The 8,853-nt window shown below is 71.5% G+C and carries 5 protein-coding genes and 1 tRNA gene; 4 read left to right on the top strand and 2 right to left on the bottom strand.

Features of this window, described 5'->3' with window-relative positions:
• From J7E96_RS34995 to J7E96_RS34985, 3 genes are all read left to right on the top strand, one after another.
• Positions 1–1,430, top strand: a 1,430-nt coding sequence (locus tag J7E96_RS34995; RefSeq protein WP_215137632.1) for a transposase, incomplete at its 5' end; no start/stop codon positions are given.
• Positions 1,431–1,450: 20 nt separating this feature from the next.
• Positions 1,451–1,744, top strand: a complete 294-nt coding sequence (locus tag J7E96_RS34990) for a DUF1772 domain-containing protein (protein ID WP_215137647.1) — start codon at positions 1,451–1,453, stop codon at positions 1,742–1,744.
• A gap of 161 nt (positions 1,745–1,905) precedes the next feature.
• Complete coding sequence (locus tag J7E96_RS34985; RefSeq protein ID WP_215137630.1) at positions 1,906–3,387, top strand: FG-GAP-like repeat-containing protein; 1,482 nt, start codon at positions 1,906–1,908, stop codon at positions 3,385–3,387.
• 78 nt (positions 3,388–3,465) lie between these two features.
• Here J7E96_RS34985 and J7E96_RS34980 read toward each other — a convergent pair whose 3' ends face one another.
• Positions 3,466–5,094 carry an MFS transporter gene (locus J7E96_RS34980; protein WP_215137628.1) on the bottom strand — a complete coding sequence of 543 codons (1,629 nt, stop codon included), beginning with the start codon at positions 5,092–5,094 and terminating at the stop codon, positions 3,466–3,468.
• Between the two features lie 179 nt (positions 5,095–5,273).
• On the opposite strand from J7E96_RS34980, the gene J7E96_RS34975 reads away from it, so the two are divergent.
• A complete protein-coding gene (locus J7E96_RS34975; protein WP_215137626.1) occupies positions 5,274–8,582 on the top strand; it encodes a BTAD domain-containing putative transcriptional regulator in 3,309 nt (1,102 codons plus the stop codon).
• Between the two features lie 75 nt (positions 8,583–8,657).
• Here the strand turns inward: J7E96_RS34975 and J7E96_RS34970 are convergent.
• Positions 8,658–8,733 (bottom strand) — tRNA-Arg (locus tag J7E96_RS34970).
• Positions 8,734–8,853 lie beyond the last annotated feature (120 nt).

The following is an 8,853-nucleotide window of genomic DNA, read 5'->3' as shown; positions in this document are numbered from 1 at the left end:
GGCGCAAGCGAGCGCTGACGGCGGTGTCGTCGTCTCGGTGGGCGGGGGCGGTGACGAAGGCTTCGCATGATCAGTGGGCGTTGGCCCGGCGCTGCCAGGCCGCGCACATCCGGGGTCTTGAGGCGGGGATCGGGATGCTTCGGCACCGCCTGTCACTGCCGGTGGGTGAGCGCGGCTCGAAGAAGGCGCCGGGAGGTTACCGGTCGCGGCGGGAGCGGCATGCGAAGTCCCGGCGCCTGGCCGCCTTGGAGGCCCGGCATACTGCCGCCGTCTCGGACTGGCGTGCGGGCCGGGTGCGGGTGGTGCGGGGTGGCAAACGTCTGCTGCACACCCGCCACCACCTCGCCGACGCCCAGCTCACCGAGGCGCAGTGGCGGGAGCGTTGGGAGGCGGAGCGCTGGTTCCTGTCGGCTGATGGTGAGTCGGGGAAGCGGTATGGCAACGAGACGATCCGCGTCAGCCCGGACGGCCAGGTGTCGATCAAGCTTCCGGTGCCGCTGGCCGGGCTGGCGAATGCCCCGCACGGTCGGTACGTGCTCGCCGCGAAGGTGCGGTTCGCGCACCGGGGCACCGAGTGGGCTGATCGTGTTGAGGCGAACCGGGCGGTCGCCTACCGCATCCACCACGACACCCGGCGCGGGCGCTGGTATCTCACCGCGTCCTGGCAGATACCGCCCGCGCCCACGGTCCCGATGGAGGCGGCGCTCGCGCACGGGGTGATCGGTGTCGATACCAACGCCGACCATCTCGCCGCCTGGCGCCTCGATGTCCATGGCAACCCCATCGGCCGGCCCCGCCGCTTCTTCTACGACCTGTCCGGCAACGCCCCCCACCGTGACGCGCAGGTCCGCCACGCCCTGTCCCGGCTGCTGAACTGGGCGAAGACCTGCCAGGTGGCCGCCATCGCGGTCGAGGACCTGGACTTCCAGGCGGAGAAGAGCCGCGAGAAGCACGGACGCAAGCGCCGGTTCCGGCAGTTGATCTCCGGCATGCCCACCGGCAAACTCCGCGCCCGCCTCACCTCGATGGCCGACCAAACGGGCATCACGATCATTGCCGTCGACCCGGCCTACACCAGCAAGTGGGGCGCGCAGCACTGGCAGAAGCCCCTCACCAGCAAGGCACGTAAGACCACTCGCCACGACGCTGCCGCCGTGGCGATCGGAAGGCGCGCCCAAGGACACCCGGTCCGGCGACGGACGGCACCGCCCCACAACGACCAGAGTGATCGTCGTGGGCATCGGACCGTCCAGGCCGGCCGGCGTGCTCTTGGGCGTGAGGAAACCCGCCCCCGCATTCCCGGACCACGGACACGATCCGTGCCGCCCGGACGCGGAGCGAACGCGGGAGACCAGAACGCCCAAAACCGTTCGGGGCGTTCGGCTGGGCATGCGTTCTGGCAACAGGACTCACTCCCGCTCAGTCTCTAGGAACGGTGTTCGTGTCGGTCATGCTCGCCTCGGTGGCCTTCCCGGCGGCCGCGCTGGCGGTCCCGGGCGACGACCGGTCTGCTGCGGAGTGGGGACTGCTGGGCGCGGGCCTCGGGCTCGTCATCCTCAACCACCTGATCACGATCGCCGGGAACATCCCCCTCAACAACGCCCTCGCGGCGTCCGAGCAGACAGACACCACCGACCGCGACGCGCGCGCGGCCTTCGAGACGCGGTGGAACCGGCTGCACCTGGTGCGCACGCTGCTGGTCACGGCGGGCTTCGCCCTGGTGGTGAGCGCCTCGCTGGCCTGACAACGGCCGTGGCGTGGCGCGGGGAGCCGAACAGCCACGCTTTGCCGCCCAGTTGCGGAGAGTTAACCGCAGGGCAACCATTTGCGGGGCCCGAGTGTCTGGTGAGGCGTGTACGGAGCTTCTGCTCGGTCACAGCCTCATCCTGCACTGAAGGAGTAAGCGTGCCTGCCAAAGCACTCCGTACCAGCGTCGCCCTGGCCGCCGCCGTGGTCTCGGCCGTCGTAGTCCTCCCGGCAGCGGCCCATGCCGCGCCCACCGTCACCGGGGCGGCTGCCACGACCGTAAAGGGGGACGACTTCAACGGCGACGGGTACGCGGATGTCGCCTTCGCGGCGCCCTCGGCCACCGTCAACGGCCGGGCGAAGGCCGGCTACGTCGCCGTGATGTACGGATCGGCGACGGGCCTGAAGACCGCGTCCAAGAAGGTCTTCAGCCAGGACACCGCCGGGATACCGGGAGTCGCTGAAGCGGGTGACGCCTTCGGCTCCGCCGTCACCTCCGAGGACCTGGACCGCGACGGATACGCCGACCTGATCATCGGCGCCACCGGCGAGAACGTCGGCACCGTCGAGGACGCGGGCATCCTGACCGTCGTCTGGGGCGGCGCGACGGGCCTGGCCGGTGGCGCGGTGCTGGCCGAGGGCAAGACCCTGCGGGAGCAGGTCGGCGACATGGTCAAGGCCGGCGACTTCGACGCCGACGGCAACCCGGACATCGCGTACATCGCGCAGTCCAGCGACATCCGCCTCCTGTCCGGACCGTTCGGCCGCGACGGCGCCGCCCGCGCCACGTCCGCGACCCCGGACACGGACGGCGACACCCGCTTCCTCGACACCTCGGTAGGGGATGTGAACGGCGACGGCACCGGTGACCTTGTGGCCGTGGTGACCAGCAGCGAGGAGTGGGACTCACGCACCATCTTCTACTGGCGGGGTACGCCGGAGGGCTTCGCGGCGTTCGCCAGGGTCGACCGTGAGAACGGCTACAAGGTCGAGGGCGGCGAGCACATCACGGCGGGCGACGTGAACAAGGACGGCTACGCGGACATCGTGGTCGGCCGCTCCGTCGACGGCCACGACAGCGACGTGTCCATCCCGATGGCCAAGGGCGGCATGGTCACGTACGTACCCGGCAGCGCCACCGGCCCGCAGGGCTCCAAGGCGAAGGTCTTCAACCAGGACAGCCCCGGCATCCCGGGTGTCGCAGAGGACGACGACGCCTTCGGCAGGTCGGTATCGATCAACGACGTGAACGGCGACGGTTACGGCGACATCGCGATCGGCGTCTTCGGGGAAGCGATCGGCACGCTCAAGCGCGCCGGCTCGGTCATCGTCATGCGCGGCTCGGCCACCGGCCCGACCGGCACCAATGCCCAGGGCTTCAACCAGGACACCCCCCGAGTGACCGGCGTGGCCGAGACGGACGACTTCTTCGGCTTCGCGGTGAAGCTGGTGGACACCAACCGGGACGCCCGCGCCGAACTCGTCGTCGGCGCCCCGCACGAGAACGCCGGCGAGGGCTCCGTGTGGGTCCTGCCCGGCACCACGGCGGGCATCACCGCCACCGGCTCCTTCAGTTTCGGCGCCGGCACGCTGGGCACCGTGGCGCCCGGAGCCGCTCTCGGCTCCTCGTTCAACCGCTGACCCTCCACGGGAAAAGGTAAAGAGCAGTGCCCCGCCGCAGAGTGTCGCGCGCGGGGCACTGCTGGTCCGGGGGCAGGACTACCGCTCCGGCAGAGCCGCGAGCCTGCCACCGGCGGGGGGTGCGGGCGTCTCGTCCTGCCCCGGCCTCTCCGGCCCAGGACCCTCCTCCTCGGGGCTCTTCCCCCGCCCGGCCCCCGCACCGCGCAGCACGGTCGCCGCGGTGAAGGCGAGCACGGCGGCGAGCACCGCGCACGCGACCCCGACCGTGTTCAGTCCACTCGTGTACGCGTCCCGGGCGGCGGCCAGCACCTTGCCCCCCATCTCGGCGGGCAGTTGCTGGGCCACTGTCAGCGCTCCCTCCATGCCGCCCCGTGCCGTCTCCGCCGCGCCCGTCGGCAGACCGGCCGGCAGATCGAGCTCGCTCCGGTACACGGCGGCGCCGAGACTGCCCAGCCCGGCGATGCCCAGCGACGCACCCAGATCGCCACTGATCGACGACAGCGCGGCAGCGGAACCGGCCTTCTCCGGCGGGGCGGAGCCCACCACCAGGCTCGTGCCCAGTGCCCCGATGGGGCCGCCGCCGAAGAAGGCGATCACGAAGCCGGCCACCAGCAGCGGCAGCCCGCCGACCGGGCTGACGTAGGCGATCAGCACGTAACCCAGCATGCTGCTGCCCAGCCCCACGGCGATGACGACCCCCAGTGGGAACCGCTTGGTCATGACCGGGGCCAACTGCCCGGCGACGATGGAGGCCAGCGCCGACGGCACCATCCACAGCCCGGCCTCCATCGGGGACAGCCCCTCGACCATCTGGAGGAAGCCGGTGATGAACAGGTAGCTCCCACCCGTGGCGATCATCGAGAACAACAGGATCACCAGCGCCGAGGTGAACCCGCCACTGCTGAACAGACGCATGTCGAGCAGCGGGTGGGTGAGCTTGCGCTGCCGCGCCACGAACGCCGCACCGAGGACCACACCGACAAGCATCGCCGCGCTGGGCAACGGCTCCCAGCCGTACCTGGCCAGCTCCTTGAGTCCGTAGACGACCGGCAGGATCGTCGCCAGCGAGAGCACCACACTGAGCAGGTCGAGCTTGCCGCCGCCGGGGTCGCGGTACTCCGGCAGCAGGATCGGCGCGGCGACCAGCAGGATCACCATGACCGGCACACCCAACAGGAACACCGAGCCCCACCAGAAGAATTCGAGCAGCGTCCCGCCGACCACCGGGCCGAGCGCGGTGCCCGCCATGAAGCAACTGGCCCATACCGCGATGGCCCGGCCACGCTGGTGCGCGTCATGGAACATGTTGCTGATCAGGGCGAGGGTGGACGGCATGAGCGTCGCCGCGGAGATACCGAGCAGCGCGCGGGTCGCGATCAGCACTTCGGCGCTGGTGGAGTACGCGGTCGTCACCGAGGTGACGCTGACGCAGACCGCACCGATCATCAGCAGCTTGCGGCGGCCTATCCGGTCCCCGAGCGTACCCATGGTGACCAGGAAGCCGGCGACCATGAATCCGTAGACATCCATGATCCAAAGCGCCTGCGTGCCGGAGGGGTCCATGGCCTCGGCGAGGTGCGGCAGCGCCAGGAACAGCACGCTCTGGTCGAGGGAGATCAACAGGGTGGGCAGGGCCAGCACGGCAAGCCCGGCCCATTCCCGGGCCCCGGCCTTGGGCGCGGAGGCCACAGGGGCGTTCGATGACATGGGATTCCTTCTGCGAGTCGTGGATGTGATCCGGCCACCACAGTGACCGCGAGCTCTCCCGGCCCTCTCTCGGTCTGGTCTCGGCCGTCCTCGACCGACCTCTCGGCCGCTCTTGGCCGGTCAATCAGGGGACCGATATCGCTCTGTCATTGATCGCCGCGCCGAGTTAGCGTGATCACATGCGTTTCGGGGTGCTCGGTCCGTTGGCGGTGTGGACAGCCGACGGGCGCCCGGTCCGGGTGCCGGAGCTCAAGGTCCGCGCCCTGCTGGCCCGCCTCCTGGTGCACCAGGAGAGACCGGTGTCCGTGGACCGGCTGATCGACGACCTCTGGGGTACGAAGCTGCCGAACAACCCGGTCGGCGTCTTGCAGAACAAGGTGTGGCAGCTGCGGCGAGCGCTCGAAACCGCCGAGCCGGGCGCCCGGGAGCTGGTGGTCTCCCGTTCACCGGGGTACCAACTGCTGGTCGACACAGGTGCGGTGGACGCGGGCACGTTCCGCGACCTGACGGCGCGGGCGCGGTCCGCCGCTGATCCCCGGGTGCGCGCCGCTCTGCTGGCGGACGCGCTCGCGGTGTGGCGCGGGCCCGCGTACGCCGACTTCGCCGACGAGGAGTTCACCCGCGCCGCGCGAGAACTGCTGGAGGAACAGCGGCTGACCGCGCTGGAGGAGCAGGCCCAGGCACGGCTGGATCTCGGCGAACACGCCCTGGTGGCCGACGAGCTCGGTGACCTGGTAGCCCTGCACCCCCTCCGGGAACGGCTGCGCACCGCTCACGTACGCGCCCTCTACCTCGCGGGCCGGCAGAGTGCCGCGCTCAGCAGCTACGCCGACCTGCGCGAGCGGCTCGCCGACAGCCTGGGCCTGGACCCCAGCCCCCAACTCGCGGCCCTGCACCGGGCGATCCTCACCCAGGACGCGGCGCTGTCCGCCGTCCCTCCTCCCGCCACCACCGCGGCCAACCCGCCGACGAACCTCCCCACCGCCCTCACCGACCTGATCGGCAGGGCGGAGGCGATCAGCGAGCTCCGCTCACTGCTGGGCACGAACAGGCTGGTGACGCTGACCGGTTCGGGCGGGGTCGGCAAGACGCAGCTTGCGCTCGCGACCGCCGCGCAGCTCGTCGCGGAGTTCCCGGGCGGCGTACGGCTGGCCGAGTTCGGCGCCCTCGACCCGTCCCCGTCCCGAGGCACGCGGTCCGCGACTTCCTCCGCAGGGGTGCACGAGCTGGTCGGCGCGGTTTTGCGGGTACGGGACGACATGGTCGGCGCCGGACCAGGGGCTGGGGGCGCGCCGCCCTCGCTGACCGACCGGGTCGCCCAGGCGCTGGGCGGCCGGCCGACTCTGCTGGTGTTCGACAACTGTGAGCACGTGGTCGGCCCGGTCGCGGAGCTGACCGAGCAGTTGCTCAAAGCCGCGCCCGCCCTGCGGATCCTGGCCACCAGCCAGGTTCCGCTCGGCATCACCGGCGAACACCTACAAGAGGTGCCCCCGCTGCGACGGCCAGAGCGGCCCGAGCGGCCCGAGCGGCCAGAGCGGCCCGAGCGGCCCGAGCGGCCCGAGGCCACGACGGAGCTCAGCCCCGCGGCCGTACGCCGGTTCAGCGCGGTCGAGCTGTTCGTGGCGCGGGCGACCGCGGCGGCACCGAACTTCGTACTCGACGAGACCAACGTCGAGGCGGTCGTATCGATCTGCCGGCGCCTCGACGGCATTCCGCTCGCCCTGGAAATGGCCGCCACCCGGGTACGGGTACTCGGCGTACGCGAGCTGGCCGCGCGCCTCGACGACCGGTTTCACCTGCTCGCGGTGGGAGCGCGCGGCGCCCCGGCGCGCCAGCGCACGCTGCGGGCCGTGATCGACTGGAGCTGGGAGCTGCTCGGCGACCAGGAGCGTGCGGTGCTCGGCCGGCTCGCCGTACACGCCGACGGCTGTACGCTCGCCGCCGCCGAAGAGATCTGCGCGGCGCAGGACGTGGACCGTACGGAAGTGCTCGACGTGCTCGCACGCCTGGTGGACGGGTCGCTGGTGGTCATGACCGACGGCACGGACGGGCCCCGGTACCAGCTGCTGGAATCCGTCACCGCCTACTGCGTCGAACGCCTCCAGGAGGCAGGCGAGTACGAGGCCCTGCGGCGCAGGCACCGCGATTACTACACCGGCCTCGCCGAACACGCCGAGCCGCATCTGCGGGGTCACGGCCAGCGGCAGTGGCTGCACCGCCTGGACGCCGAGACGGCGAACCTGCGTACGGCGCTCGATTGCGCGGTACAGGCCGGTGACGCCGACGGAGCTCTGCGCCTCACCAACGCGCTCAGCTGGTACTGGTACCTGCGCGGCCGGAACAACGAGGCCAAGCGGTCCCTGACCGCGGCACTGTCGATCGGCGGCGCGGTGCCTGCGCCGCCCGCCGCCACGGCCAGGGCCACCGCCCTGCTGGGCGGCTTCAAGCTGGTACTCGGCGGCGTCGCCGACCCGTTGGCGGAGTACCGCGCCGCGCTCCAGCCGTACGAACAGGTGCGGGCCGCCGACCCGGGCGGGCATGCCCGGGCCCAGTGGTTCCTCGCGTCCAGCCTCTACGGCATCGGCGACCTGGGGCCGAGCCAGGACCTGATCCACCGGGCGCTGGCGACGTTCCGGTCGGTCGGCGACCGCTGGGGGGTGGCCGCGGCCCTGGGCAGTCTGACCTTCCACGCGAAGCTGCGGGGAGATTTCAGCGCGCTGCGGCGGAACGGCGAGCAGAGCCTCGAACTCTTCCGGGAACTGGGTGACCAGTGGGGGCAGCTCCAGGCCATGGTGCCGCTCGGGACACTGGCCGAAATCACCGGCGACTACCAGCAGGCCGGGCGGCTGTACCGGGACGGACTGCGGATGGCCGAGGACCTCGGGCTGTGGATCCAGGTGTCGTTCCACCTCTCCAGCCTTGGCCGCGTGGCGCTGCTGACCGGGGACCTTCCGCAGGCCAAGGAGTTCCACGAACGCGCCGGGCGGCTCGCCGCCGAGCAGTCGGACGCGTTCGGGGAGCAGTTCGCCGAGATCGGACTGGGCCTCGGGGCGCGCAGGGCGGGTGACCTGGACGCGGCGGAGACGCACCTGCACCGAGTGCTCGACCTGCACCGTCAGATGGGTTACGAGCCGGCCAGGCCCTCGCTGATCCTGGCCGAACTCGGATTCGTCGCGGAGTCCCGCGGCGACGCGCCGGCCGCTCTGGCGCTGCAACTGGACGGCTACGCCGCCGCCCGCGACTCCGGCGACCCCCGGGCGATCGCGCTGGCCCTGGAGGGCCTGGCCGGCGCACTGTCCCTGGCCGGCCACAACGAGCACGCCGCCCGGCTGCTGGGCGCGGCCACCGCGACCAGGCAGTCAGTACGCGCACTCCTGCGCGGCGGCGAACGCTCCGACGTGGACCGCATCACCACCCGGGTCCGGGACGCACTGGGTGAGGCCGCGTACGCCGCCGAGTTCGAGCGGGGCGGCGTACTGACACAGTAGGAACACCTGCGTAACCCGCTCCCTGAGGTGAGCAGAAAAGCCCTCCCGGAGGGAGGGCCGGACACCAATCGGGCGTGGTGCCCCCGGCAGGACTCGAACCTGCGGCCAAGCGCTTAGAAGGCGCCTGCTCTATCCACTGAGCTACGGGGGCCGGATCATGACCTCGGCGGCCTGGCCCCGGGCTGGGAGGGGTCCTGGACCTTGCCGGGGACAAGGATAGGGCTCCGATTGCCTTGGGCCGGTTGCTTCACCTGCGTGGCACGATGTGGAG

Origin of the sequence: Streptomyces sp. ISL-96 (genome assembly GCF_018614035.1) — a bacterium.
Classification (GTDB): Bacteria; Actinomycetota; Actinomycetes; order Streptomycetales; family Streptomycetaceae; genus Streptomyces.
Note: the sequence above shows the minus strand (reverse complement) of the source record. Positions and strands in the feature narration are given on the sequence as shown.

What these genes read in the sequence shown, in the direction of transcription:
- J7E96_RS34990 (WP_215137647.1), top strand. Translation starts at nt 1,451, where the DNA reads ATGCTCGCCTCGGTGGCCTTCCCGGCGGCCGCGCTGGCGGTCCCGGGC.
- J7E96_RS34980 (WP_215137628.1), bottom strand. Translation starts at nt 5,094, where the DNA reads ATGTCATCGAACGCCCCTGTGGCCTCCGCGCCCAAGGCCGGGGCCCGG.
- J7E96_RS34975 (WP_215137626.1), top strand. Translation starts at nt 5,274, where the DNA reads ATGCGTTTCGGGGTGCTCGGTCCGTTGGCGGTGTGGACAGCCGACGGG.